The 23,288-nt window shown below is 65.7% G+C and carries 24 protein-coding genes and 1 tRNA gene; 18 read left to right on the forward strand and 7 right to left on the reverse strand.

The features are described 5' to 3' along the window. Positions 1–4 precede the first annotated feature (4 nt). A complete protein-coding gene (locus IB278_RS00760; protein WP_309932333.1) occupies positions 5–553 on the forward strand; it encodes a PIN domain-containing protein in 549 nt (182 codons plus the stop codon). Between the two features lie 28 nt (positions 554–581). Here the strand turns inward: IB278_RS00760 and IB278_RS00765 are convergent, their stop codons facing one another. From IB278_RS00765 to IB278_RS00775, 3 genes are all read right to left on the reverse strand, one after another. After that, positions 582–1,811, reverse strand: a complete 1,230-nt coding sequence (locus tag IB278_RS00765; RefSeq protein WP_192322388.1) for a tyrosine-type recombinase/integrase — start codon at positions 1,809–1,811, stop codon at positions 582–584. Positions 1,812–1,986: 175 nt separating this feature from the next. Then, positions 1,987–2,061, reverse strand: a tRNA-Arg gene (locus IB278_RS00770). 52 nt (positions 2,062–2,113) lie between these two features. Beyond that, positions 2,114–2,350, reverse strand: a complete 237-nt coding sequence (locus IB278_RS00775; protein WP_025569434.1) for a hypothetical protein — start codon at positions 2,348–2,350, stop codon at positions 2,114–2,116. Between the two features lie 314 nt (positions 2,351–2,664). Between IB278_RS00775 and IB278_RS00780 the strand changes: the two genes are divergently transcribed. The 4 genes from IB278_RS00780 to IB278_RS00795 all read left to right on the forward strand — a co-directional run bounded on the left by IB278_RS00780 (position 2,665) and on the right by IB278_RS00795 (position 6,734). After that, positions 2,665–3,690, forward strand: coding sequence for a Bug family tripartite tricarboxylate transporter substrate binding protein (locus IB278_RS00780; protein WP_145740118.1), 1,026 nt, complete (start codon positions 2,665–2,667; stop codon positions 3,688–3,690). 116 nt (positions 3,691–3,806) lie between these two features. Further along, positions 3,807–4,331: a tripartite tricarboxylate transporter TctB family protein gene (locus tag IB278_RS00785; protein WP_145740120.1), complete on the forward strand. Its 525-nt coding sequence runs from the start codon at positions 3,807–3,809 to the stop codon at positions 4,329–4,331. 21 nt (positions 4,332–4,352) lie between these two features. Further along, positions 4,353–5,882 (forward strand): tripartite tricarboxylate transporter permease, encoded by a 1,530-nt coding sequence (locus IB278_RS00790; protein ID WP_025569431.1) that lies wholly within the window; start codon positions 4,353–4,355, stop codon positions 5,880–5,882. 15 nt (positions 5,883–5,897) lie between these two features. After that, the gene (locus IB278_RS00795; protein ID WP_145740122.1) at positions 5,898–6,734 is read left to right on the forward strand and encodes a cytidylate kinase family protein; all 837 of its coding nucleotides are present in this window, start codon (positions 5,898–5,900) and stop codon (positions 6,732–6,734) included. A 15-nt stretch (positions 6,735–6,749) separates the two neighbouring features. Here the strand turns inward: IB278_RS00795 and IB278_RS00800 are convergent, their stop codons facing one another. Then, positions 6,750–7,358, reverse strand: a complete 609-nt coding sequence (locus IB278_RS00800) for a Crp/Fnr family transcriptional regulator (protein WP_025569429.1) — start codon at positions 7,356–7,358, stop codon at positions 6,750–6,752. A 156-nt stretch (positions 7,359–7,514) separates the two neighbouring features. Here IB278_RS00800 and oxc point away from each other — a divergent pair, with 156 nt between their 5' ends. The 11 genes from oxc to IB278_RS00855 all read left to right on the forward strand — a co-directional run bounded on the left by oxc (position 7,515) and on the right by IB278_RS00855 (position 19,728). Next, the gene (gene oxc, locus IB278_RS00805; RefSeq protein WP_192322389.1) at positions 7,515–9,335 is read left to right on the forward strand and encodes an oxalyl-CoA decarboxylase; all 1,821 of its coding nucleotides are present in this window, start codon (positions 7,515–7,517) and stop codon (positions 9,333–9,335) included. A 30-nt stretch (positions 9,336–9,365) separates the two neighbouring features. After that, complete coding sequence (frc, locus tag IB278_RS00810) at positions 9,366–10,643, forward strand: formyl-CoA transferase (RefSeq protein ID WP_025569427.1); 1,278 nt, start codon at positions 9,366–9,368, stop codon at positions 10,641–10,643. A 73-nt stretch (positions 10,644–10,716) separates the two neighbouring features. Continuing rightward, positions 10,717–11,154, forward strand: coding sequence for a PAS domain-containing protein (locus IB278_RS00815; protein WP_025569426.1), 438 nt, complete (start codon positions 10,717–10,719; stop codon positions 11,152–11,154). After that, positions 11,154–12,404 carry a formyl-CoA transferase gene (gene frc / locus IB278_RS00820; protein ID WP_025569425.1) on the forward strand — a complete coding sequence of 417 codons (1,251 nt, stop codon included), beginning with the start codon at positions 11,154–11,156 and terminating at the stop codon, positions 12,402–12,404. Before IB278_RS00815 ends, frc (IB278_RS00820) begins: the two co-directional genes overlap by 1 nt. 153 nt (positions 12,405–12,557) lie before the next feature. After that, positions 12,558–12,941 (forward strand): hypothetical protein, encoded by a 384-nt coding sequence (locus tag IB278_RS00825; RefSeq protein WP_374710065.1) that lies wholly within the window; start codon positions 12,558–12,560, stop codon positions 12,939–12,941. Between the two features lie 8 nt (positions 12,942–12,949). After that, complete coding sequence (gene sucC, locus IB278_RS00830) at positions 12,950–14,128, forward strand: ADP-forming succinate--CoA ligase subunit beta (RefSeq protein WP_145740126.1); 1,179 nt, start codon at positions 12,950–12,952, stop codon at positions 14,126–14,128. Positions 14,129–14,443: 315 nt separating this feature from the next. Next, a complete protein-coding gene (gene sucD, locus IB278_RS00835; protein WP_145740128.1) occupies positions 14,444–15,343 on the forward strand; it encodes a succinate--CoA ligase subunit alpha in 900 nt (299 codons plus the stop codon). A 39-nt stretch (positions 15,344–15,382) separates the two neighbouring features. Continuing rightward, the gene (locus tag IB278_RS00840; protein WP_192322390.1) at positions 15,383–16,168 is read left to right on the forward strand and encodes a fumarylacetoacetate hydrolase family protein; all 786 of its coding nucleotides are present in this window, start codon (positions 15,383–15,385) and stop codon (positions 16,166–16,168) included. A 38-nt stretch (positions 16,169–16,206) separates the two neighbouring features. Continuing rightward, positions 16,207–17,220 (forward strand): 2-dehydropantoate 2-reductase, encoded by a 1,014-nt coding sequence (locus tag IB278_RS00845; protein WP_192322391.1) that lies wholly within the window; start codon positions 16,207–16,209, stop codon positions 17,218–17,220. 78 nt (positions 17,221–17,298) lie between these two features. Next, a complete protein-coding gene (gene pyk / locus IB278_RS00850) occupies positions 17,299–18,714 on the forward strand; it encodes a pyruvate kinase (RefSeq protein ID WP_192322392.1) in 1,416 nt (471 codons plus the stop codon). Between the two features lie 66 nt (positions 18,715–18,780). After that, a complete protein-coding gene (locus IB278_RS00855; RefSeq protein WP_145740136.1) occupies positions 18,781–19,728 on the forward strand; it encodes a LysR family transcriptional regulator in 948 nt (315 codons plus the stop codon). A 42-nt stretch (positions 19,729–19,770) separates the two neighbouring features. Here the strand turns inward: IB278_RS00855 and IB278_RS00860 are convergent, their stop codons facing one another. After that, positions 19,771–19,935: a hypothetical protein gene (locus tag IB278_RS00860; protein ID WP_186454109.1), complete on the reverse strand. Its 165-nt coding sequence runs from the start codon at positions 19,933–19,935 to the stop codon at positions 19,771–19,773. 505 nt (positions 19,936–20,440) lie between these two features. Between IB278_RS00860 and oxlT the strand changes: the two genes are divergently transcribed. Next, positions 20,441–21,766 carry an oxalate/formate MFS antiporter gene (oxlT, locus tag IB278_RS00865; protein ID WP_192322393.1) on the forward strand — a complete coding sequence of 442 codons (1,326 nt, stop codon included), beginning with the start codon at positions 20,441–20,443 and terminating at the stop codon, positions 21,764–21,766. 23 nt (positions 21,767–21,789) lie between these two features. Here oxlT and IB278_RS00870 read toward each other — a convergent pair whose 3' ends face one another. Next, complete coding sequence (locus tag IB278_RS00870) at positions 21,790–22,026, reverse strand: hypothetical protein (protein ID WP_025569788.1); 237 nt, start codon at positions 22,024–22,026, stop codon at positions 21,790–21,792. Positions 22,027–22,140: 114 nt separating this feature from the next. Here IB278_RS00870 and IB278_RS00875 point away from each other — a divergent pair, with 114 nt between their 5' ends. Next, positions 22,141–22,995 carry a LysR family transcriptional regulator gene (locus IB278_RS00875; RefSeq protein ID WP_192322394.1) on the forward strand — a complete coding sequence of 285 codons (855 nt, stop codon included), beginning with the start codon at positions 22,141–22,143 and terminating at the stop codon, positions 22,993–22,995. On the opposite strand, the gene IB278_RS00880 is transcribed toward IB278_RS00875, so the two are convergent. Next, the gene (locus IB278_RS00880; protein ID WP_225612638.1) at positions 22,992–23,261 is read right to left on the reverse strand and encodes a hypothetical protein; all 270 of its coding nucleotides are present in this window, start codon (positions 23,259–23,261) and stop codon (positions 22,992–22,994) included. The genes IB278_RS00875 and IB278_RS00880 overlap by 4 nt on opposite strands. Positions 23,262–23,288 lie beyond the last annotated feature (27 nt).

Here is a 23,288-nt window from a genome sequence, read left to right on the forward strand (position 1 = left end):
AGCGGTGCTCGATGCCAACGTCCTGTGTCCGGCGTTGCTGCGCGACGTGCTGCTCAGCCTGGCCGACGCGGACCTCTATAGCGCGAAGTGGTCCGTCCACATCCGTGATGAGTGGACGCGCAGCCTGCTGCGGGACCGGCCCGGCATGGGAGTCCAGATTGCCGCTGCCGCGCAAGCCATGGAGGACGCCATTCCGGACTGCCTCGTCTCAGGCTACGAACACCTGATCGAGGGCCTGAAGCTACCGGACCCCGATGACCGCCATGTGCTGGCGGCTGCGATCACTGGACACGCGGATGCGATCGTGACGTGGAACGAGAAGGACTTTCCCAGGGAAGTGCTGGACCCATTCGGCATCGAAGTACAGACCCCTGACGAATTCGTCCTCAACCAGTTGATGCTGGAGAAGCTCACCGCCCTCGCGGCTTTGAAGCGAATGCGCGAGCGCTGGGCCCGGCCGCAGGTCGACGCGATCGCGCTGGTCGCCCTGCTCGAAAAGCGCGGGTTGCCCCAGACTGCGGCGCACCTGCGCGATGTCGTGGCACTCCTCTAACTGGCTTGGCAGGAGATCGCGGACTTGGCTATGTCATCTGGCGCGGCTTCAAGGGAAGCACGTCGGCACCGATGCGCAGCTTGTCCAGGTAGTCCGCCCAGCGCTGCATCATTTCCCGACGCGCGGGGAGATGTGCGGTGCGGTTGTACGCACGACCGTTGGTATCCCTGACCATGTGGGAGAGCTGGTGCTCGATGAAGTCCACGCGCTCGCCGAGCACTTCATCCATGAGGGTCCGCGCGGTTGCCCTGAAGCCATGGGCCGTGTGGACTTCGGCGCTGTAGCCCATCCCGCGCAGAGCGGCGTTGATCGTGTTCTCGCTCATGGGGCGTTCACCCGTCCGTATGCTGGGAAACACAAACCGTCCATGGCCTGTGATCGGGTGGAGGTTCCGCAGGATCTCCACCGCTTGGGTTGCCAGCGGCACGACGTGATCGACCTTCATTTTCATCTTCGGGCCGGCGATGCGCCACTCGGCCGCGTCCAGGTCGATCTCAGCCCATTCCGCGGTGCGCAACTCGCCAGGCCGGACAAACAGCAGGGGGGAAAGCTTCAGCGCGGCAACGGTGGTGGGGTGGCCGCTATAGGCATGGATCGAGCGCATCAGGTCTCCGACTCGCTTGGGCTCGGTAATGGCGGCGAAGTGCTTGGTCGCTTTCGAGGCCAGAGCCTCGCTCAGATCGGCGGTTACGTCCCTCTCTGCCAGTCCTGACACCACTGCGAAGCGAAACACCTGTCCGCAAAGCTGCTTGACGCGGTGGGCGGTATCGATAGCGCCGCGTGCTTCCAGCTTGCGGACCACTCGCTCCAGAATGTCGCGCGGACCGATGGTGGACATGGGCATCTTGCCGATGAAGGGGAACACGTCCTTCTCGAGCCATGTCTTGACCTTGAGCTGCGTTCCGCTCGCTCGTTTGGCCGCAGTCTTTCCCAGCCACTCGTGCGCAACCGCCTCGAACGTATTCGCCGCTGCGTCGGCTCTGGCTCTCTTTTCTTCGCGCTTGGCCGCGCTCGGGTCGGTCCCGTCTGCCAGCAGCTCGCGGGCGGCGGCGCGGCGATCCCGAGCTTTGGCCAGCGAGACCTCTGGGTAGGTTCCCAGCGCCAGCGTTTTCCGCTTGCCGGCGAAGGTGTAATCCATTCGCCAGTATTTCCCGGCCGTCTTCACCAGCAGGTACATGCCGGCGCCGTCGGCATATTTGTCGCCGATGGCCTTCCCGGTGGGCTTCACCTGCCGAACAAACGTGTCTGTCAGTGCCATCTCCACTCCTCAACGGTATCTCGTCACGGGGATTTCCGGGATACCGGCAAAAGTAACGGTATTTCCGTGCGATGGGATCGCTACGCCGCGCGTCGTCGCGAGGCAAAGAAAAACCCGCTACGCCTTGGAGCGTACGGGTTTCTGATGAGGGGTGAGACGCCGTGATTCGGGTCTTTGGTGCCTTCGACAGGAATCGAACCTGTATCTGAGTCTTAGGAGGACCCCGTTCTATCCATTGAACTACGAAGACGGAGGGCGGCCCGGACTTTACCAGTTCGGCGCGCCGCCGCGCAGCGGCCGGCTCAGCGCAGGCCGATGCGCGAGGCGTGCCAGCGCAGCACGTCGGCGCGCAGCGGGTCGGTGGCCTCGATGCGGTTGGCGCGCACCTGCAGCGCGCGCATCTGTTCGACTTCCTCGATCACCTTGCCGGGGCTCAGCAAGGCCTGAACGAGCACGCTGGCCTCTTCGGCGAACGCCTTGAGCGCGCCAGCCAAGCCACCGGATGCGCTCGCGCTGGTCGATCGGTCAAGGGTGGACATACGGGAACTCCTGGAATGGGGTGGTCGGGAACAGAGGCTATTTTAGGGTTTACCCGGATTCCACCTGGATGCAAGGCAAAAAGTGCACGCGATCGGTGCTGTGGCATGCGCTCGTCCGCATGCCGTTTCCCTTGATGGCTCCGCCGCCAAGCCCGTGTCTGCCCGGCAATCGGCGCGGGCTAACCCCAAGACAAAATCTTGGAAAAGTTGACCATGGTCAAGCAGGCTGAGTTCTTCCTGCGCGCACCATCGCCCCTGTTCGCATCTCGGCTCAGATCCACAAAAAAAAGAGCGCACCTTACACAGGAGACAACATGATGAAGAACTTCTTTTCGCGCACCCGCGCTTGTCGGGCCAAGGTCTTCACCGCAGCCATGTTGGCGCTCGCGGTCGCTGCGCCAGCCTCCGCATGGGAGCCCACCAAGCCGGTGGAGTTCGTGATCCCGGCGGGCACCGGCGGCGGCGCCGACCAGATGGGCCGGCTGCTGCAGGGCATCGTCATCAAGTACAAGCTGATGAAGGAGCCGCTGATCGTCGTCAACAAGTCGGGCGGCGCGGGGGCCGAGGGCTTTCTTGCCGTGAAGGAAGCCAAGGGCGATCCGCACAAGATCATCATCTCGCTGTCCAACCTGTTCACCACGCCCATGGCCACCGGCGTGCCCTTCAACTGGAAGGACATGACGCCGGTCGCGATGATGGCGCTCGACCAGTTCGTGCTGTGGACCAACGCCGAGCAGCCGTACAAGAACGCCTCGGAGTTCATCGCGGCGGCCAAGGCGGCGGGCCCGAGCAAGTTCAAGATGGCCGGTACCGGCTCCAAGCAGGAAGACCAGATCATCACGGTGGCGCTCGAGAAGGCCACCGGCACCAAGTTCATCTACGTGCCGTTCAAGGGCGGCGGCGAGGTGGCGGTGCAACTGGTGGGCGGCCACGTGCAGTCGACCGTCAACAACCCGATCGAGGCGGTGGCCCAGTGGCGTGCGGGCAAGCTGCGCGCGCTGTGCGTGTTCGACGACCAGCGCATGCCGTTCAAGGCCAAGGTGACGGAGACGCAGTCGTGGAACGATATCCCCACCTGCAAGGAAGCGGGCGTTCCCACCAAGTACACGATGCTGCGCGGCATCTTCATGCCCGCCGGCGTGACGCCCGACCAGCTCGCCTTCTACGTGGACCTGCTGACCAAGATCGCTGCCACGCCGGACTGGAAGGAATACATGGAGAAGGGCGCCTTCAACCCGACCTTCATGACCGGCGACGCGTTCACCAAATGGCTCACGGAAGCGGAAGCCACGCACCGCACGCTGATGACGGAAGCCGGCTTCCTGGCCAGCAGCAAGTAGCAATCATCGAGCGTCGCGCGGCGCTCCTTGCCTGACGAGACGGCCGCCCGCAGGGGCGGCGGGGCGGAGCGCTGCACTTTGGGTTTCACGGCATACACACGAACGATGGGGACTCCATGGAGCACGAAGAGAATTCTGCAGACGGTCCGGTGCGCACCGGCGTAGCGACCCACGTGGTCGAGGCAGTGGTCGCACTGGTCCTGGTGGCCATCGGCCTGTTGGTGATCTACGAGAGCCAGCGGCTGGGCTCCGGCTGGACCAGCGACGGGCCCGGCGCGGGGTACTTCCCCTTCTACATCGGCGTGATCATCACGATTTCCGGCGCCGGCATCCTGTACCAGGCATTGCTGGGCAAGCACAGGAAGACCGAGGTCTTCGTCGACTCGGTGCAGCTCAAGCGCGTGCTGTCGGTGCTGCTGCCGGCCACGGTGTACGTGGGGGCGATCTCGTTGCTCGGCCTCTATGTGGCATCGGCGATCTACATCGCGCTGTTCATGGTGCTGCTGGGCAAGTACTCGTGGGTGAAGAGCGCCATTGCGGCGCTGGTCGTCAATGTGGTGTTCTTCTGCATGTTCGAGGTGTGGTTCAAGGTGCCGCTGTTCAAGGGCGCGCTCGATCCTCTCCGGTTTCTCGGCTACTGAATCTCACGGAGCAAATGCGAAATGGATGAAATCAGTGCCCTGATGCAGGGCTTCTCGGTAATCCTCACGCCGATGAACATCGGCCTGATGTTCGTCGGCATCATCCTGGGGGTGCTGATCGGCGTGCTCCCGGGATTGGGCGGCGCCAACGGCGTGGCGATCCTGCTGCCCCTCACGTTCACGATGTCGCCGACCTCGGCGATCATCATGCTGTCGTGCATCTACTGGGGGGCGCTGTTCGGCGGGGCCATCACCTCCATCCTGTTCAACATCCCGGGCGAGCCGTGGTCGGTGGCCACCACCTTCGACGGCTACCCGATGGCGCAGCAGGGCAATGCGGGCGCCGCGCTGACCACGGCCTTCACCTCGTCGTTCGTCGGCGCGCTGCTGGCGGTGATCATGATCACCTTCCTGGCGCCGCTGGTGGCCAAGTTCGCGCTCAAGTTCGGCTCGCCCGAATTCTTTGCGGTGTACCTGCTGACCTTCTGCAGCTTCGTGGGCATGGGCAAGGGCTCGCCGTTCAAGATCCTGGCGTCGATGGCGCTCGGCTTCGCGCTGGCCAGCGTGGGCATGGACACGGTCACGGGCCAGCTGCGGCTCACCTTCGGCCAGTCGGAGCTGATGCGCGGCTTCGACTTCCTGATTGCGGTGATCGGCCTGTTCGGCATCGGCGAGATCCTGCTGTCGATGGAAGAGGGCCTGAAGTTCTCGGGCAAGAGCGCGAAGATCGATCCCAAGGTGGTGCTGCAGACCTGGAAGCAGCTGCCGCAGTACTGGGTGACTTCGCTGCGCAGCTCGCTGATCGGCATCTGGATGGGCATCACGCCTGGCGGCGCCACACCGGCTTCGTTCATGGCCTACGGCCTGGCCAAGAAGATGTCCAAGCGCGGCTCCAAGTTCGGCACCGGCCAGATGGAGGGCGTGGTGGCCCCCGAGACCGCGGCGCACGCGGCCGGCACCAGCGCGCTGCTGCCAATGCTGGCACTCGGCATTCCGGGCTCGCCCACCGCCGCGGTGCTGCTGGGCGGCCTGCTGATCTGGGGCCTGCAGCCCGGACCGCTGCTGTTCGTCGAGCAGAAGGACTTCGTCTGGGGCCTGATCGCCAGCATGTACCTGGGCAACATCGTGGGCCTGATCGTGGTGCTGAGCACGGTGCCGCTGTTCGCTTCGATCCTGCGCATTCCGTTCTCGATCATTGCGCCGGTGATCATCGTGATCTGCGCCATCGGCGCCTACACGGTGCACAACGCGATGCTCGACATCTGGTTCATGCTCGGCTTCGGCGTGGTGGGCTACCTGTTCAAGAAGCTCGACTTTCCGCTGGCGCCGCTGGTGCTGGCGCTGGTGCTCGGCGACAAGGCGGAAGACTCGTTCCGCCAGGCCATGCTGGTCTCGCAGGGCGACGTGACGATCATGTTCTCGAACCCGCTGGTCGGCGGCATCACCACCCTCGCGCTGCTGCTGCTGTTCTGGCCGCTGATCTCCAAGGCGCTGGCGTTCGTCAAGCCCAAGAAGCCTGACGAGTTCGCCGTCGAGCGCCCGGTGGACTGAACGGAGAACAACCACATGCCAGTCATTGCACTCACCCAGGAGATGGGTTCCCTTGCCAAGGACGTGTCGCTTCGGCTTGCCGAAACGCTCGGGCTGGAGGTCATGCGCCACGAGACGATCGAGCGCGTGGCCGACCGCATGCAGGTGCCGACCAGCTTCATCGGCCGCCTGCGCGACGGCAAGGCCGGCTTCGTCGAACGGCTCACCGCCGACCGGCGCAGCCTTGCGCTCTACACGGCCGAGGAGCTCTTCGCGCTGGCCGACCGCGGCAACGTGGTGCTGCGCGGCTGGGGCGCGACCTGCCTGCTGCGGCCGGTGCCGCACGTGGTGTGCGTGCGCATCACGCGCTCGATGAAGAAGCGCGTTGAATGGCTGATGGCGCACCTTGAAACCGATGATGCCGAATTCGCCGAAGCCGAGATCCGTCGCAGCGACGACGCGCACGCGGCGCGCATGCATGCGCAGTTCGGCGTGACCTGGGGCGACCCGGTGCTCTACGACCTGGTGCTCAACACGGACCGCCTCTCGGTGGACAGCTGCGTGGCGCAGATCCGCGCGCTGGTGGAGCGCCCGGAGTTCGCCGAGACACCGGCCTCGCGCGCGCTGCTGGCCAACATGGCGCTTGCGGCGCGGGTGAAGTCGGCACTGAAGGACAACGAGGCGACCGGCGACATCCGCGTGACCGTCGAGGCCAACCAGGGCCAGGTCAAGCTGAGCGGCATCGTGCTCGATGCGCAGGAGCGCATGCTCACGCAGGATGTGGCTTCCAGGGTCGACGGCGTGAGCGGCGTCGACAACGCGCTGCGCCTGATGACCGTTCCGCGCCGCTTCGCGTCCGCCAAGCAGACCTGAAAAAGAACAGGCGAGCTAGATTTTTCCGCGCTTTCGGAGCCGGCTCAGGGTTTCCGCGGAGAGATTGAGATACGACGCGAGCTCCTTGCTGGGGATGCGGTCTTCCAGCTCGGGGTGCTTGCGCATGAAGCGGTGCACGCGGCCCGGCGCGTCGAGCAGGTGAAGCGTGATGGTGTGCGCCATGATTTCGCTCATACCGCGCATCACGCAGTACTCGAACAGTTCCTTGGTCTCGGGGTGGCGGTCCAGGAAAGCGATCCACTCCTTCAGCGGCAGGCTGGCCACGCGGGCCTTGGTGACGCAGACGATGCCGTAGGGCGTGGGCGTGCCCAGCCGCAGCGCCGCGTAGCTGGTTTCCATGTCGTGCGCATCGGCAAAGCGCAGGATCATTTCCTTGCCCTCGGGGTTGCTCACCACCCGCTTGAGGATGCCGTCGAGGATGAAGTACTGCTCCATCTCGCGCACGCCCTGGTGCAGCAGGAAGTCGCCCTTGTTGCCGTCCACGATGACGAGATGGGTTTCCAGCTCGGCGCGATCGCTCTCGCTCAGGTCCTTGAGAAGGATGTTCTGCCGGAGCTGCGCGCGAATGATGTTTTTCTCCGGGTGGTTTTCCAACAGCGTCATGGGTCCCGTCTTGCTCGAATGCGCAACAACAACTTCTGGTTCATCTGGCCGGTGCCGTTTTCCGGAAAGTTGACCGAGGTCAACGCCCGAAAGCATGCCCCCGAATCATAGTCCCGGCTCGGGCCTCGGCCATTCACCCAAGCAAGAAGGAGAGACATGTCTTCAGTAAGAACGGACAAAGAGGCATCCACCACCCTGGACGACGCCCTCAAGCCCAAGAACAGGGCCAACGACGGCGACGCGGTCGTGCTGGCCCTCAAGCAGCCCACGGAGGAGGCGCACGACACGACGATCGATGGCTTCCACCTGGTCATCGATGCGCTCAAGCTGAACGACATCGACACCATCTTCGGCCTGCCGGGCATTCCCATCACCGACCTCACGCGCATGGCGCAGGCAGAGGGCCTGCGGGTCATCTCGTTCCGCCACGAGCAGCATGCGGGCAACGCCGCCGCCGCGGCCGGCTTTCTCACGCAGAAGCCCGGCATCTGCCTGACGGTGTCGGCGCCCGGCTTCCTGAACGGCCTCACGGCGCTGGCCAATGCCACCACCAACTGCTTCCCGATGATTCTCATCAGCGGCTCGAGCGAGCGCGAGATCGTCGACCTGCAGCAGGGCGACTATGAAGAGATGGACCAGCTCGCAATCGCCAAGCCGCTGTGCAAGGCCGCCTTCCGCGTGCTGCACGCGGAGGACATCGGCGTGGGCATTGCGCGGGCGATCCGCTCGGCCGTGTCGGGCCGCCCCGGCGGCGTGTACCTGGACCTGCCGGCCAAGCTGTTCGCGCAGACCATGGATGCAGCCAAGGGCAGGGCTTCGCTCATCAAGGTCATCGATCCCGCGCCGCGCCAGATCCCCGCACCCGACGCGGTCAAGCGCGCGCTCGACCTGCTCAAGGGCGCCAAGAAGCCGCTGATCCTGCTCGGCAAGGGCGCGGCCTACGCGCAGGCCGATGCCGACATCCGCGCGCTGGTCGAGAAGACCGGCATTCCCTACCTGCCGATGTCGATGGCCAAGGGCCTCTTGCCCGACACGCACGCCCAGTCGGCCGCGGCCGCGCGCTCCTACGTGCTGCAGGAAGCCGACGTCGTGATGCTGGTGGGCGCGCGCCTGAACTGGCTGCTGTCGCACGGCAAGGGCAAGACCTGGGGCCAGGACAAGGGCGCCAAGCAGTTCATCCAGATCGACATCGCGCCGACCGAGATCGACAGCAACGTGGCCATTGCCGCGCCGGTGATCGGCGATATCGGCTCCTGCGTGGCGGCGCTGCTCGCGGGCGTGGATGCCAAGTGGGTCAAGCCGCCGGCCGAATGGACCGGCGCCATTGCCGAGCGCAAGGACAAGAATCTCTCGAAGATGGCCGTGACGCTGGCCGCGCGGCCCTCGCCGATGAACTTCCACAGCGCGCTCAGCGTGATCCGCGACCAGGTGAAGGCGCGGCCCGACGCCATCGTGGTGAACGAAGGCGCCAACACGCTGGACTTCGCGCGCAGCATCGTCGACATGTACGAGCCGCGCAAGCGCCTGGACGTGGGCACCTGGGGAATCATGGGCATCGGCATGGGCTTTGCGGTGGCCGCCGCGGTGGTCACCGACAAGCCGGTGATCGCCATCGAGGGCGACAGCGCCTTCGGCTTCAGCGGCATGGAGGTGGAGACCATCTGCCGCTACAACCTGCCGATCTGCATCGTCGTCTTCAACAACAACGGCGTCTACCGCGGCACCGACGTGAATGCGAGCGGCACATCCGATGTGGCGCCCACCGTGTTCGTGAAGAACGCGCGCTACGACAAGCTGATGGAAGCCTTCGGCGGCGTGGGCGTCAACGCCACCACCGCGGATGAACTGCAGAAGGCGCTGGCCGAAGCCGTGGCTTCCCGCCGTCCCACGCTCATCAACGCCGTGATCGACGAGACCGCCGGCACTGAAAGCGGCCGCATCACCAGCCTCAATCCGGCCACGGCCAAGAAGAAGTAAGCCTTTCCATTCAATCAGGAGATACGCAGCATGAGCAGCAACAACAAACCCCTCAACGGCATCAAGATCATCGACTTCACGCACGTGCAAGCCGGTCCGGCCTGTACCCAGATGCTGGCCTGGTTCGGCGCCGACGTGATCAAGGTCGAGCGCCCCGGCGCCGGCGACGTCACCCGCAGCCAGCTGCGCGACATTCCGAACGTCGACGCGCTGTACTTCACCATGCTCAACAGCAACAAGCGCTCGATCACGCTGGACACGAAGAAGCCCGAGGGCAAGGCCGTGCTGGAGAAGCTGATCCGCGAATCCGACGTGCTGGTGGAAAACTTCGGCCCCGGCGCACTCGACCGCATGGGCTTCACCTGGGCGCGCATCCAGGAACTGAACCCCAAGATGATCGTCGCCTCGGTCAAGGGCTTCAGCGACGGCCACCACTACGAGGACCTGAAGGTCTACGAGAACGTGGCGCAGTGCGCCGGCGGCGCCGCCTCCACCACCGGCTGGTGGAAGGGCGAGAACTCGGTGCCGACGATCTCGGCCGCCGCGCTGGGCGACTCCAACACCGGCATGCACCTGGCCATCGGCATCCTGACGGCCATCATCGGCCGCCAGCAAACGGGCAAGGGTCAGAAGGTGGCCTGCTCGATGCAGGACGCCGTGCTCAACCTGTGCCGCGTGAAGATGCGCGACCAGCAGCGCCTGGACAGCGTGGGCTACCTGGAGGAATACCCGCAGTACCCGCACGAGATGGACGCCTTCAAGGACAAGGTGGTGCCGCGCGGCGGCAATGCCGGCGGCGGCGGCCAGCCGGGCTGGATCCTGAAGTGCAAGGGCTGGCAGACCGACCCCAACGCCTACATCTACTTCACGGTGCAGGGCCACGCCTGGGACCCGATCTGCGACGCGCTCGGCAAGCCCGAGTGGAAGACCGATCCCGACTACATGACCCCCAAGGCCCGCCAGCCGCACATCGACCAGATCTTCGCGACCATCGAGGACTTCATCAAGGACAAGACCAAGTTCGAGGCAGTGGACATCTTCCGCAAGCACGACATTCCCTGCGCCCCGGTGCTGTCGATGAAGGAACTGCTGCACGACGAGTCGCTGCGCAAGAGCGGCTCCATCGTCGAAGTGCCGCACAAGGAGCGCGGCAGCTACTGGACCATCGGCAGCCCGATCAAGTTCTCGGACCTCAAGCCCGAGGTCACCGCCTCGCCGCTCCTGGGCGAGCACACCGAAGAGGTGCTGGCGGAACTGGGCTACACCAAGCAACAGATCGACAACCTGAAAGAAGCAAAAGCCGTGTAGCGGCTCCCCTGGCGCCGCCCGTTCGAAGGTACGGGCGGCGCCGGGAAATCGACATGAAGCGCCAGAGGAAAACATGCAAGCGAACGTTGATTTGAAGCAGCTCGTCGAAGGCGCCGGCGACGCGATCATGGTGTGCGACGCGCAAGGGGCGATCACGCTCTGGAACCGCGCGGCCGAGCGCATCTTCGGCTTCACCGAAGCCGAGGCGCTGGGCCAGTCGCTCGACATGATCATTCCCCAGCGGCAGCGCCAGCGCCACTGGGACGGCTACCAGAAGACCATGGAAACCGGCATCACCAAGTACGGTGCGGACTTGCTGCGCGTGCCGGCGCTGCACAAGGACGGGCACACGCTGTCGATCGCCTTCACGGTGTCGATGCTGTTCTCGCAGAGCCGTGAAGTCACGGGCATCGTCGCCATCGTGCGCGACGAAACCACCCGCTTCGCCGAAGAGCGTAAATTGCGCGCTCGTCTGCAAGAAGCAGAGGCCACGATCAAAGGAGACAGCTGATGAGCAGCAAGGCACTTGAGGGCGTTCGCATCCTCGATTTCACCCACGTGCAGTCCGGTCCCACCTGCACCCAGCTGCTGGCGTGGTTCGGCGCCGACGTGATCAAGGTGGAGCGCGCCGGCGAAGGCGACGCCACGCGCGGCCAGCTGCGCGACATTCCCGGCGTGGACAGCCTCTACTTCACGATGCTCAACCACAACAAGCGCTCGATCACGCTCGACACCAAGAAGCCCAAGGGCAAGAAGGTGCTCGATTCGCTGATCAAGACCTGCGACGTGCTGGTGGAGAACTTCGCGCCCGGCGCGCTCGAGCGCATGGGCATCACCTGGGCCCACATCCAGGAGCTCAACCCGCGCATGATCGTGGCGTCGGTCAAGGGCTTCGGCCCCGGCAAGTACGAGCACTGCAAGGTGTACGAGAACGTGGCCCAGTGCGCCGGTGGCGCGGCCTCGACCACCGGCTTCGAGGACGGCCCGCCGGTCGTCACGGGCGCGCAGATCGGCGACAGCGGCACCGGCCTGCACCTGGCGCTGGGCATCGTGGCGGCGCTCTACCAGCGCAACAGCACGGGCCGCGGCCAACAGGTGCTCGCGCCCATGCAGGACGCGGTGCTGAACCTGTGCCGCGTGAAGATGCGCGACCAGCAGCGGCTGGAGCGCACCGGCACCATGCACGAATACCCGCAGTACCCCGACGGCAAGTTCGGCGACGCGGTGCCGCGCGCGGGCAATGCCTCGGGCGGCGGCCAGCCGGGCTCGATCCTCAAGTGCAAGGGCTGGGAGACCGATCCCAACGCCTACATCTACTTCATCACGCAAGGCGCGGTGTGGCCCGCGGTGTGCAAGGTCATCGGCGAGGAAGGCTGGATCGACGACGAGGCCTACGCCACGCCGGCCGCGCGCCTGCTGCACCTGAAGCCGATCTTCGCGCGCATCGAGCAATGGACCATGACCAAGACCAAGTTCGAGGCCATGGACATCCTCAACCAGTACGACATTCCGTGCGGGCCGATTCTCTCGATGAAGGAAATCGCCGCCGATCCGTCGCTGCGCGAGACCGGCACCATCGTCGAGGTCGACCACCCCACGCGCGGCAAGTACCTGACGGTGGGCAACCCCATCAAGATGTCCGACAGCCCGACCGAGGTCACGCGCTCGCCGCTGCTTGGCGAGCACACCGACGAGGTGCTGATGCAGCTGGGCTACACCGCCGGCGACGTCGAGGCGCTGCGCGCCGAGGGCGTCATCTGAACTGAGGCGCGGTTTTTTAAAGGCACCGTAAAACCGCAGGCGGTAATACGCCTGCGATGGGAATTCGTCGCCGGTTATGTATAACTTATCAAGAATGCATTCAATAAAATAGTTTAACTATTATTTATCTATCATCGAATCTACATTTTGATCATGCCGATCCGCAAACCATTTGACGCCCGGCATTCAATTTCTAGGAGAAATTTCATGATCGATGATTTGCCAATTCAATACTGGAGCAGCGAAACCGAGCGCAACGCCTACAACGCGGCGTTCTACGAATTGGGGTTCCGCTGGCACTGGGACCGTGAAGTCTATTGCCAGCTGCTGCGCGAAAGCCAGGACGGCGTCGAGCGGATCTGCCATTACCTGCGCACCCACCAGCCTCATCTTTTGCGCGCCTACGACGCCAAATTCCTGGCCGAGGTGATCGAGCAGAAAAAGGAAGAGCATCAAAAGCGCGAGCTCGAAGCCGGCGCCATGAAAAAGCGCTATTTCAACTGGGCCGAAACCCGCGGCGCCGAACTCGGCACCTGAAAGCCATCATGAATATCCACGAATACCAGGGCAAGGACGTATTGCGCAAGTACGGCGTTCCCACGCCGCGTGGATATGCATGCTTTTCGCCCGACGAGGCGGCCGATGCCGCCGCGCGGCTTGGCGGCCGGGCCTGGGTGGTCAAGGCGCAGATCCATGCGGGCGGCCGCGGCAAGGGCGGCGGCGTGCGGCTGGCCTGGTCGGCGGCCGAAGTGCGGCGCCATGCCGACGAACTGCTCGGCATGACCCTGCGGACGCACCAGACGGGCCCGCAAGGCCGGCTGGTGAAGCGGCTGCTGGTGGAGGAGAGCGTCGAGATCGAGAAGGAGTTCTACCTCGGCATGGCGGTCGACCGCGAATCGCGCCGCGTGGCCCTGATGGCCTCGAGCGAAGGCGGCATGGACATCGAGGACGTGGCGGCGCGCACGCCGGAAAAGATCCGCAAGCTCTTCGTCGATCCCTCCACCGGCGTGAAGGCGGCTGAGGCCGACGGCCTGGCACGCGACATCGGCTTTTCCGGAAAGCTGCTGCCGCAGGTGCGCACGCTGGTGCAGAACCTCTACCAGGCCTTCGACGCCTGCGATGCTTCGCTGGCCGAGATCAACCCGCTGGCGCTCACGCGCGACGGCCGCGTGCTGGCGCTGGACGCCAAGTTCAACTTCGATCCGAACGCGCTGTTCCGCCAGCCCGAGATCGCCGCGATGCGCGACCTCGACGAGGAGGACCCGGCCGAGGTCGAGGCCTCGAAGTTCGATCTTTCCTACATTGCGCTCGACGGCGACATCGGCTGCCTCGTGAACGGCGCGGGCCTCGCGATGGCCACGATGGACGCGATCAAGCTCTACGGCGGATCGCCCGCCAATTTCCTGGACGTGGGCGGCGGCGCCACGGCCGAGAAGGTGACCGAAGCCTTCAAGCTGATGCTGCGCAATCCGAACCTGCGCGCGATCCTGGTCAACATCTTCGGCGGCATCATGAAGTGCGACGTGATCGCGCGCGGCGTGGTGGCCGCGGCGCGCGAGGTCCAGCTGGCCGTGCCGCTGGTGGTGCGCATGAAGGGCACCAACGAGAGCCTGGGCAAGACCATCCTCGGGCAGTCGGGCCTGCGGATCATCAGTGCGGACGACATGGCGGAGGCGGCCGGGCTGGTCGTGACTGCGGCACGGCGGGGGGGCATAGGACCATGAAGTCTTTTGTGCATCGCGTTGTGTTTGGCTTGCCCTGTTCAGGGCGCGCTCCCGCCGACGGGGTACGCGGCGAAGCGAATGTCCCCCGCCTTCGGCTCCTCCTTTATTTCGCTGCGCAAGGCACCCCATCGGCGGGATCGTTGGACAGAGCGGTCGTTGATCAGCGATACACGAGCATCGTGCCCTCGGGCACAGGGCATCGGGTGCTCCCCGCAGCGAGATCAAGGAGGAGGCCGAAGGCCGGGGGACATTCGCCGAGGGGAGTACCCGGTGGCCTGTGCACGCGCCCTGAACAAGAACAACAGCGAGGCTGACATGTCGATCCTCATCAACAAGCACACCCGCGTCATCACCCAGGGCATCACCGGCAAGACCGGCCAGTTCCACACGGCGATGTGCCGCGACTACGCCAACGGCCAGAAATGCTTCGTCGCCGGCGTGAACCCGAAGAAGGCGGGCAAATCCTTCGACGGCATTCCGGTGTTCGGCACCGTGGAGGAAGCCAAGGCCGAGACCGGCGCCACGGTATCGGTGATCTACGTGCCGCCGCCGTTCGCCGCCGCGGCCATCGACGAGGCGGTGGATGCGGGGCTCGAGCTCGTCGTGTGCATCACCGAAGGCATTCCGGTGCGCGACATGATCCGCACCCGCCACCGCATGGAAGGCAGCAAGACCCTGCTGCTCGGCCCCAACTGCCCGGGCCTCATCACGCCCGAGGAAATCAAGATCGGCATCATGCCCGGCCACATCCACCAGAAGGGCCGCATCGGCGTGGTGTCGCGCTCCGGCACGCTGACCTACGAGGCCGCGAGCCAGCTCGCGAGCTTCGGCATCGGGCAGTCGACCGTGGTGGGCATCGGCGGCGATCCGGTCGGCGGGCTGCGGCACATCGACGTGCTGAAGATGTTCAACGACGACCCGCGCACCGACGCCGTGATCATGGTCGGCGAGATCGGCGGCAGCGACGAGGAAATCTGCGCGCGCTGGATCAGCGAGCACATGCGTAAGCCCGTGGTCGGCTTCATCGCCGGTGCCAGCGCGCCGCCGGGCAAGCGCATGGGCCACGCGGGCGCCATCGTCTCGGGCGGCAAGGGAACGGCGCGGGAAAAACTGGCAGTGATGAAGGAGTGCGGCATCCACGTGACCGACAACCCGGCCGAGATGGGAAAGCTGCTCGCCTCGCTGGTGATCCCCGACTACCTGCCCTTCGACTGAACGCAGAACCACTCCAACAGAAAGCAAAGGAAGGCCGACATGCAGCAGCAACAGCAGCAACAACAACGGTGGCTCCGTTTCGAACACGGCGGTGAAACCGGCTTCGGCACGCTCGAAGGCGATGCCGTGCACGAGCACCGCGGCAACATGTTCGACCGCCCGGAGCCGACCGGCCGCGTGTTCCTGCTCTCCGGCGTGCGGCTGCTCACGCCCACCGAGCCGACCAAGGTCATCGCGCTGTGGAACAACTTCCACGCGCTCGGCGAGAAGCTCAAGCTCGCGGTGCCGGCCGAGCCGCTGTACCTGCTGAAGGCGCCCAACTCCTACCTTGCGCCCGGCGCGGCCATCCGCAAGCCCCTGTGCGAGGGCAAGGTGGTGTTCGAGGGCGAGCTCGGCATCGTCATCGGCAAGGCGTGCACGGCCGTGTCCGAGGCCGACGCGCTCGGCCATGTGTTCGGCTACACCTGCGCCAACGACGTGACCGTGGCCGACATCCTGAACCGCGACGCCTCGTTCGCCCAGTGGGTGCGGGCCAAGGGCTTCGACACCTTCTGCCCGATGGGCCCGGTGGTGGCCACCGGCCTCGATCCCGCCACGCTCACCGTCACCACGCGGCTCGACGGCGAAGTGCGGCAGAACTATCCGATCAGCGACATGCGCTTTTCGGTCCAGCAACTCGTGAGCCTGATCTCCCAGGACATGACCCTGCAGCCCGGTGACGTGATCCTGTGCGGCACCTCCATCGGCGTCGGCTCGATGAAGCCCGGCAGCCTGGTCGAAGTGGAGATCGGCGGCATCGGCAGGCTCGGCAACCGCTTCGGTTGAAACCCGCGCCGGAAGAATCAACAACCTTGGGGATCGACATGAAGATAGCAGTCATCGGAGCGGGCGCCATCGGCGGCCTGGTGGGCGCGAAGCTCGCCCTGGCCGGCGAGGACGTGACGTTCATCGTGCGCGGGAAGAATCTCGACGCCATTGCCACCAACGGCTTCAAGCTCATCGGGGCCGATGGCACGGAACAGGTGGCGCGCAACGCCCGGGCCACCGACCGCTACGAGCAGGCGGGCCCGCAGGACATCGTGATCCTCGCGATGAAGGCGCACCAGGTCGAGGCGGTCGCGAACGATGTGCCCAAGCTCTTCGGGCCCGAGACGGTGGTGGTGACGATGCAGAACGGCATCCCGTTCTGGTACTTCCACAACCACGGCGGCGCGCTGGCAGGCACGCCCGTGCGCAGCGTCGATCCCACCGGCCTGGTGGCCGCGAAGATCCCGGCCGGGCGCGTCATCGGCTGCGTGGTGTATCCCGCCTCCGAACTGACGGCGCCGGGCGTGGTGAAGCACATCGAGGGCGACCGCTTTCCGGTCGGCGAGCTCGATGGTTCTTCGAGCGAGCGCGTGAACCGCGTCTCGGCCTGCCTGGGCGCGGCCGGCTTCAAGGCGCCGGTGCTCGACAACATCCGCGCCGAGATCTGGCTCAAGCTCTGGGGCAACCTGACCTTCAACCCGATCAGCAGCCTCTCGCACTCCACGCTGGTCGACATCTGCCAGTACCCGCCGTCGCGCGAGCTGGCCGCCGCGATGATGCGCGAGGCGCAGGCGGTGGCGCACAAGCTGGGCATCGAGTTCCGCGTGACGCTCGACAAGCGCATTGCAGGTGCCGAGAAGGTGGGCAAGCACAAGACCTCGATGCTGCAGGACGTGGAGGCCGGGCGCGCGCCGGAGATCGATGCGCTGGTGGGCGCGGTGGTCGAGCTGGCCCGGCTCACCGACACGCCAACGCCGCACATCGACACCGTGTATTCCCTCGTCAAGCTGCTGGCGCGTACGATGGAAGAGCAGCGCGGCCGCGTCTGCCTTCACGAGATGGCGGACTAGCTCCACTCAGGCTGCGCAATCCGGCGCCGAGGGGGCGCCGGTCGTGCGCTGTGATCGATCGATGAAATGGAACGGATGATGCGACGTACACGCAGCGCGAAGATCGTGGCCACACTGGGCCCCGCCACCACCGACGAGCCGGCCATCCGTGCCCTGTTCGAGCGCGGCGTGGACGTGTTCCGGCTCAACTTCAGCCATGGCACGCAGCATGACCATACGCGCCGCCTCGACACCATCCGGCGGCTCGAGAAGGAGTTCGGCCGGCCCATCGGCGTGCTGCTCGACCTGCAGGGGCCCAAGCTGCGGCTGGGCACCTTCGAAGGCGGCCGCGCGCAGCTCGATGCGGGGTCGCGCTTTCGGCTCGACATGGACGCGGCGTGCGGCAGTGCGCGCCGCGCGCCGCTGCTGCATCCGGAAATTTTCGCGGCGCTGCAGGTGGGCACCGATCTGCTGCTCGACGACGGCAAGCTGCGGCTGCGCGTGGACAGCTTCGGCCCCGACTTCGCCGAGACCACGGTGCTGGTCGGCGGCCCGATCTCCGACCGCAAGGGCGTCAACGTGCCGAGCGTGGTGCTGCCGATCTCGCCGCTGACGCCCAAGGACCTGGACGACCTGGCCTGCGGACTGGCCATGGGCGTGGACTGGGTGGCGCTGTCCTTCGTGCAGCGCCCCGAAGACATCGAGGAGGCGCGCGCCATCATCGGCAAGCGCGCCTGGATCATGGCCAAGCTCGAGAAGCCCGCGGCCATCGACCACCTGGACGCGATCGTCGACCTGTGCGATGGCGTCATGGTGGCGCGCGGCGACCTTGGCGTGGAGCTGCCGCCCGAGCGCGTGCCCGAGCTGCAGCGCCTGATCGTGCGTGCCTGCCGCAAGCGCGGCAAGCCGGTGGTGGTGGCCACGCAGATGCTCGAATCGATGATTGCCGTGCCGGTGCCCACGCGCGCCGAGGTGTCCGACGTGGCCACTGCCGTGTACGACGGCGTGGACGCGGTGATGCTGTCGGCCGAATCGGCTTCCGGCAAGTACCCGCTGGAGGCCGTGGCCATGATGGACCGCATCATCTCGCGCGTGGAGGCCGATGCCTCGTACCGCATCGGCATCGACGCCACGCACGAGGCGTCGCTGTCGACCACGGCCGACGCGGTGTGCGCATCGATGCGGCAGGTGGCCGCGCTGCTTGCGCCTGCTGCCACCGTCACCTACACCTCGTCGGGCTTCACCAGCCTGCGCGCCGCGCGCGAGCGGCCGGCCGTGCCCATCATCAGCCTCACGCCCGACGTGGCCACGGCGCGCCGCATGGCGATGGTGTGGGGCGTGCATGCGGTGCTGGTCGACGACGTGCACGACGTGGCCGAGATGATCGAGTGCGCCTGCCGCAACGCCTGCACCGAGGGCTTCGCGAGCAGCGGCACGGACGTGGTGGTGGTCGCGGGCCTGCCGTTCGGGCTGTCGGGAACGACGAACCTGCTGCACGTCGCGCGCATACCCTAGGCCCTCCCCGAGAGCGGCCCCGGGGCGCAGTACGATGCCCGCTCGATTGCAGCCACTCTTTTCCGAATGAAGCACGCGACCCTGCGCCAGTTGAAAGTCTTCGAGGCGGTGGCGCGGCTGCTGAGCTTCTCGCGTGCGGCGGAGGAGCTTCACCTGACGCAGCCGGCCGTCTCCACGCAGGTGCGCAAGCTCGAGGAGCACGCGGGCAATGCGCTGTTCGAGCAGTTCGGCAAGAAGATCTACCTGACCCCCGCCGGCACCGAGCTGCTGCAGATCAGCCGCGCGATCATCCAGCAGTTCGAGGCGGCCGAGAACGCGATGCTGCAGTTCAACGGCGTCTCGGGCGGCAAGCTCAACGTGGGCGTGATCAGCGCGGGCGATTACTTCTTTCCGCGCCTGCTGGTGGAGTTTGCGAGCCGGCACCGCGGCGTCACGCTGAACTTCACGGTGCACAACCGCGAAGGGCTCATGACCCACATCGCGGAGAATCTCACCGACCTGGCGATCATGGTGCGGCCACCGACGGACCTGGACACCGTCAACCAGCCGTTCGCGCCGCATCCCTACGTGATCGTCGCGGCGCCCAACCATCCGCTGGTGGGCGTGCCGCGCATCCCGCTCGCGCGGCTCATGCGCGAACCCTTCGTGGTGCGAGAGAAAGCCTCGGACACCTGGCATTCGATGGAGGAGGGCTTTGGCGGCGACCTCAGCGGCATCAACATCGCGATGGAGATCCGCAGCACCGAGACCATCAAGCAGGCGGTGATCGCGGGCATGGGCGTGAGCTTCGTGTCGGCCCACACCATCAGCCAGGAGATGCGCGCCGGCAGCCTGCGCGTGCTCGATGTGCAGGGCTTTCCGCTGATGCTCAACTGGTACGTGGTGCACCGGCGCAGCAAGCGGCTGCCGCCGGTGGCTCAGGCCTTCAAGGACTTCCTGCTGGCCGACGGGCCGGCGCTCATCTCGCAGATCGTGCCGTTCGAGAGTCCCAACGAAAAAGAGCGCGGCGAATGACTCGCGCGCGCTCTTGATGGAGAGTGAATCTGCTGCGGCGGCTCAACGCTGCACGGCCGCCGAACGGCGTTGCATCAGCGCGGCGCGTGCGGCCTTGTAGAAGATCACGATGGGCATGGCGGAGAACAGTTCGCGCATGGCATTGCTGGCGGTCGTCGACGAGGCCGGCGTGCGGAAGGCGCTGGAATTCAGGGTGGTGTGGCTCATGAGGGCTCCAGGAAGATTGAATCGAAAAGACCGAAGGGATTACCCTGGATTTTAGGGTTTACCCTAGACGGGCGCAAACGCCATTTTTGGGTTTCTTGACCGAGGTCAATTTTTCTGGCCACAAAACAGGTCTCTGCATCCGCGCGCTGCTGGAGTGCTTCGCAAGCGGATGCGGGCGGGCGCGCAATGCGCGATGCGCCACACGCAACGCGAAGGCCATCGCATGCGCCGCGGCGTATGCACGCGAGCCGCGCACGCGCCGAGGCCTCGTGCTAGGGATATCACGGGGGACGCGAGAGCGCGCGATTCGTGTGAACTTGACTGCGGTCAAGAGTTTTTGAGTCGCTCGGTCCGACAGTCATTCACGCGCAGAAAACTGGCGATTCCCCTGCCGCGTAGCGATGTCAAAGAAGCCTCGTCGCCTGTCGATGCGCATCGATCGCTCGACCGATTGCTCCGTATTCGCAGCCTGTCGGAATTCAACGAAAACACCTAGGACAACTCCATGACTCGGCCCACCTCCACGATCGCAGGTTCCAACCCCGCGATATATCCCCCATCCGAAACCTATGGCGCCAGCGCGACCCGTTCCGAGGCCTACCGATGGGGCCAGCTGCTGATCGGCATCGTGTGCATGGCGATGATCGCCAACCTCCAGTACGGCTGGACGCTGTTCGTCAATCCGATTGCGGAGAAGCACGGCTGGAGCCGCGCCGCCATCCAGGTGGCCTTCACCATCTTCGTGCTCACGGAAACATGGCTCGTGCCGATCGAAGGCTACCTCGTCGACCGCTTCGGCCCGCGGCCGGTGGTGCTGGTGGGCGGCATCCTGTGCGGCCTCGGCTGGGTGATCAATTCGGTGGCCTCCACGCTGCCGCTGCTCTACATTGCGGCGGCCATTGGCGGCATCGGCGCCGGCGCCGTGTACGGCACCTGCGTGGGCAATGCGCTCAAGTGGTTTCCAGACCGGCGCGGCCTTGCGGCCGGCATGACGGCCGCGGGCTTCGGCGCGGGCTCGGCGCTCACGATCATTCCGATCTCCGCGATGATCCGCACCAGCGGCTACGAAGCGGCGTTCCTGTATTTTGGGATCGGGCAGGGGCTCATCGTGTTCCTGCTCGCATGGATGCTGACCCGCGCGCCCCATCACGCCAAGGCATCGAACAGCCGCAACGTGCAGCAGGCGGGCCGCGACTATGCGCCTTCCGAGGTGCTGCGCTCGCCCGTCTTCTGGGTGATGTACGCGATGTTCGTGATGGTGGCCGCGGGCGGTCTCATGGCCACGGCCCAGCTCGCGCCGATCGCGCAGGATTTCAAGATCATGGACGTGCCCGTCAACATCATGGGCCTGGTGCTGCCCGCGCTGACCTTCGCGCTGGCGATCGACCGCGTGCTCAACGGGCTCACGCGGCCCTTCTTCGGCTGGGTGTCCGACAAGATCGGGCGCGAGCAGACGATGTTCATAGCCTTTGCGCTCGAATCGGTGGGCATCCTGATGCTCTACCACTACGGCCACAACCCGATCCTCTTCGTCGTGCTCACGGGCATCGTGTTCTTTGCCTGGGGCGAGATCTACAGCCTCTTTCCTTCGACCTGCGCCGACACCTTCGGCTCCAAGTACGCGGCGTCCAACGCCGGCATGCTCTACACCGCCAAGGGCACGGCCTCGCTGCTGGTGCCGCTGTCCAGCGTGCTCGCGGCCGCCACCGGCAGCTGGCAGGCCGTGTTCATTGCCGCCAGCGCGGTCAATGCGGCCGCGGCGCTGCTCGCCTGGTTCGTGCTGCGCCCGATGCGGCGCAAGCACATCGAGCAGAGCCGGCATTCGTCGTAGTCCGCAAGCGCCGCTCGCCGCCTTCAGCGCAGGCCGATGCGCGAGGCGCGCGAGCGCAGCACCTCGGCCCGCGCGGGATCGGTGGGCTCGATGTCGTCCGCCGCGACCTGCAGCGCCCGCATCTGCTCCACATCGCCGATGATCTTGTTGGGGCTCAGCAGGGCCTCTCCCAGCATCAGGGCTTCGTCGACGAGCGCCTTGAATGCTTCAAGAAAACCTTCGGTTGCGCCGGCACGAAACGGTTCGCGAAGAGTGGGCATCGATCAACTCCTGGTTGCGTTGGATGCCTTTATCTTGGGCCCGCCTTCGCATCAAGTAAAACGATATTAATTGCCAGTTGAGTGCAAAATTAATGCACTCAAACGGGATGTGGCATGGACATCAACCTGGCCCGGACTTTCCTCGAGATCGTGCAGACGCGCAGCTTCCAGCGCGCCGCCGAGCGGCTGCACGTCACGCAGACTTCGGTGAGCGCGCGCGTGCGAACGCTCGAAGAACTGCTGGGCCGGCCGCTCTTCGTGCGCAACAAGGCGGGCGCGGTGCTCACCGCGGCCGGCGAGCAGTTCCTGCCGCACGCGACCACGCTGGTGCAGGTGTGGGAGCGCGCGCGCCACCAGGTCGCGGTGCCCAGCGGCAGCCGCGCGGTGCTCGCCATCGGCTGCGAGATCAGCCTGTGGGACCCGCTGCTGCTGCAATGGCTGCTGTGGATGCGCACGGCCGCGCCCGAGCTGGCCATCCGCACCGAGGTGGGCTTTCCGCACGACCTGCTCGACAAGGTGGCCGCGGGCGTGCTCGACATCGCCATCGCCTACGCGCCGCAGCAGCGGCCCGGCCTGCGCGTGGAACTGCTCATCGAGGAGAAGCTGGTCATGGTCACGACCGCACAGCGCCCGCGCGTGCCGCGGCCCGCGGACTATGTGTACGTGGACTGGGGCCCGGAGTTCGCGGCGCAGCACGGCCTGGCGTTTCCCGAGCTTTCCAATGCCGCGGTGAGCGCCGGGCTCGGGCCGCTCGGGCGCGAGTTCCTGCTGGCCGCGGGCGGCACTGGCTATTTCCGGCACGACGTGGTGCGCAGCCACCTCGAATCGGGCCGGCTGCGCCGCGTGCCCCACACGCCGGAGTTTCTCTACCCGGCGTATGCGGTGTATGCGGTGGGAGCGGACGCCGCCATCGTCGATCCCGCGCTTGCGGGCCTGCGGCAGGTGGTCAAGGCGAAGCCGGAGGCCTAGGCAGCCAGCATGTGCCTTGCACGCTCCACGCGCTCTTCATGCGACTGCAGCAGCGACTCGTAGTACAGGCACAGCGGCATGGCAACGAACACCATGCCCGCGACGTAGACGATCAGCCCCATCAGCGGAAAGTCGTCGCCTCCCCAATAGGGAATGGACGCCACCGCGGCGCCTGCTGCAATGACTGCCATCACGCACTGGAGCGCGTGGCGCAAGAACGTGGTTCGCGAGTAGCCCGGCGGGTCGTACTTCTGACGGTCCAGCATGGAACACTCGCCCTTGTCTCCTTCACC

Source organism: Variovorax sp. VRV01 (assembly GCF_014852545.1).
In the GTDB taxonomy this organism is placed as follows: Bacteria; Pseudomonadota; Gammaproteobacteria; order Burkholderiales; family Burkholderiaceae_C; genus Variovorax; species Variovorax beijingensis_A.

Coding starts and splice junctions, on each gene's coding strand:
- IB278_RS00765 (WP_192322388.1), bottom strand. CDS start 1,811: ATGGCACTGACAGACACGTTTGTTCGGCAGGTGAAGCCCACCGGGAAG.
- IB278_RS00775 (WP_025569434.1), bottom strand. CDS start 2,350: ATGTCCACCCTTGACCGATCGACCAGCGCGAGCGCATCCGGTGGCTTG.
- IB278_RS00780 (WP_145740118.1), top strand. CDS start 2,665: ATGATGAAGAACTTCTTTTCGCGCACCCGCGCTTGTCGGGCCAAGGTC.
- IB278_RS00785 (WP_145740120.1), top strand. CDS start 3,807: ATGGAGCACGAAGAGAATTCTGCAGACGGTCCGGTGCGCACCGGCGTA.
- IB278_RS00790 (WP_025569431.1), top strand. CDS start 4,353: ATGGATGAAATCAGTGCCCTGATGCAGGGCTTCTCGGTAATCCTCACG.
- IB278_RS00795 (WP_145740122.1), top strand. CDS start 5,898: ATGCCAGTCATTGCACTCACCCAGGAGATGGGTTCCCTTGCCAAGGAC.
- IB278_RS00800 (WP_025569429.1), bottom strand. CDS start 7,358: ATGACGCTGTTGGAAAACCACCCGGAGAAAAACATCATTCGCGCGCAG.
- oxc (WP_192322389.1), top strand. CDS start 7,515: ATGTCTTCAGTAAGAACGGACAAAGAGGCATCCACCACCCTGGACGAC.
- frc (WP_025569427.1), top strand. CDS start 9,366: ATGAGCAGCAACAACAAACCCCTCAACGGCATCAAGATCATCGACTTC.
- IB278_RS00815 (WP_025569426.1), top strand. CDS start 10,717: ATGCAAGCGAACGTTGATTTGAAGCAGCTCGTCGAAGGCGCCGGCGAC.
- frc (WP_025569425.1), top strand. CDS start 11,154: ATGAGCAGCAAGGCACTTGAGGGCGTTCGCATCCTCGATTTCACCCAC.
- IB278_RS00825 (WP_374710065.1), top strand. CDS start 12,558: ATGCCGATCCGCAAACCATTTGACGCCCGGCATTCAATTTCTAGGAGA.
- sucC (WP_145740126.1), top strand. CDS start 12,950: ATGAATATCCACGAATACCAGGGCAAGGACGTATTGCGCAAGTACGGC.
- sucD (WP_145740128.1), top strand. CDS start 14,444: ATGTCGATCCTCATCAACAAGCACACCCGCGTCATCACCCAGGGCATC.
- IB278_RS00840 (WP_192322390.1), top strand. CDS start 15,383: ATGCAGCAGCAACAGCAGCAACAACAACGGTGGCTCCGTTTCGAACAC.
- IB278_RS00845 (WP_192322391.1), top strand. CDS start 16,207: ATGAAGATAGCAGTCATCGGAGCGGGCGCCATCGGCGGCCTGGTGGGC.
- pyk (WP_192322392.1), top strand. CDS start 17,299: ATGCGACGTACACGCAGCGCGAAGATCGTGGCCACACTGGGCCCCGCC.
- IB278_RS00855 (WP_145740136.1), top strand. CDS start 18,781: ATGAAGCACGCGACCCTGCGCCAGTTGAAAGTCTTCGAGGCGGTGGCG.
- IB278_RS00860 (WP_186454109.1), bottom strand. CDS start 19,935: ATGAGCCACACCACCCTGAATTCCAGCGCCTTCCGCACGCCGGCCTCG.
- oxlT (WP_192322393.1), top strand. CDS start 20,441: ATGACTCGGCCCACCTCCACGATCGCAGGTTCCAACCCCGCGATATAT.
- IB278_RS00870 (WP_025569788.1), bottom strand. CDS start 22,026: ATGCCCACTCTTCGCGAACCGTTTCGTGCCGGCGCAACCGAAGGTTTT.
- IB278_RS00875 (WP_192322394.1), top strand. CDS start 22,141: ATGGACATCAACCTGGCCCGGACTTTCCTCGAGATCGTGCAGACGCGC.
- IB278_RS00880 (WP_225612638.1), bottom strand. CDS start 23,261: ATGCTGGACCGTCAGAAGTACGACCCGCCGGGCTACTCGCGAACCACG.